The 978-nt window shown below is 48.4% G+C and carries 1 protein-coding gene and 1 pseudogene; both read left to right on the top strand.

Annotated elements, in window-relative coordinates; genetic code table 11:
* Positions 1 to 673 (top strand): annotated as a pseudogene (gene glnA / locus A3751_RS17700) (glutamine synthetase); the annotation flags it as partial.
* A gap of 106 nt (positions 674 to 779) precedes the next feature.
* On the top strand, positions 780 to 978 hold a 199-nt coding region (locus tag A3751_RS17695), incomplete at its 3' end, for a DUF4124 domain-containing protein (RefSeq protein WP_156492594.1).

The raw sequence follows: 978 nt of genomic DNA, 5'->3' as shown, positions 1-978 counted from the left end.
TGCACACGCATACGGCAAAACAGCGACATTCATGCCGAAGCCTCTAGTTGGTGACAACGGTTCTGGCATGCACGTTCACATGTCTCTTGCTAAAGATGGCAGCAACCTATTTGCTGGTGACGGCTACGCTGGCCTATCTGATGAGTGCTTGTACTACATCGGCGGTATCATCAAGCACGCTCGTGCAATCAACGCATTCACGAACTCATCAACCAACTCTTACAAGCGTTTGGTACCAGGCTTCGAAGCTCCAGTTATGCTTGCATACTCTGCACGTAACCGTTCAGCGTCTATCCGTATTCCATTCGTTAACTCGCCTAAAGCGCGTCGTATGGAAGCTCGCTTCCCTGACCCATCTGCAAACCCTTACCTAGCGTTTGCTGCATTGATGATGGCAGGCCTTGACGGCATCCAGAACAAGATCCACCCTGGCGACCCAGCGGATAAAGACTTGTACGATCTACCTGCAGAAGAAGCACTTGCTATCCCAACTGTTGCAGAAACATTTGATGTAGCACTTGCAGCTCTAAAGGAAGACAACGAGTTCCTTACTAAAGGCGGCGTGTTCACAAAAGACATGATCGATGCCTATATCGAACTTAAGAACGAAGAAGTTGAGACTTTGAACATGACAACTCACCCAGTTGAGTTCCAAATGTACTACTCAGTATAAGCTTCGCCTTATATGGAAAGCCCGGTGCTCGGATAGAGCACCGGGCTTTTTTGTTTCTAAACTGCGTGCTAGGCTAGAGCTAAATGGACTGAAGGAACCTCCTGATATGACCCTCAAACGCGCTATTTGCAGCACTCCCCTTGTCGCATTAACCCTGTTACTTCTATCTCAGCCAAGCTTAAGTGCAACGAAGGTGTATAAGAAAGTAATGCCTGATGGCAGCATTAGCTATTCAGACGAAGCTCAGGACGACGCGGAAGTCCTAAACGTCGAGCCTGTCCCAACAGTACCAGCATTTAAAGCAC

The organism is Oleiphilus sp. HI0080, from assembly GCF_001635135.1.
The sequence above is the reverse complement of the archived record's forward strand: the minus strand, read 5'-3'. Positions and strand labels throughout refer to the sequence as shown.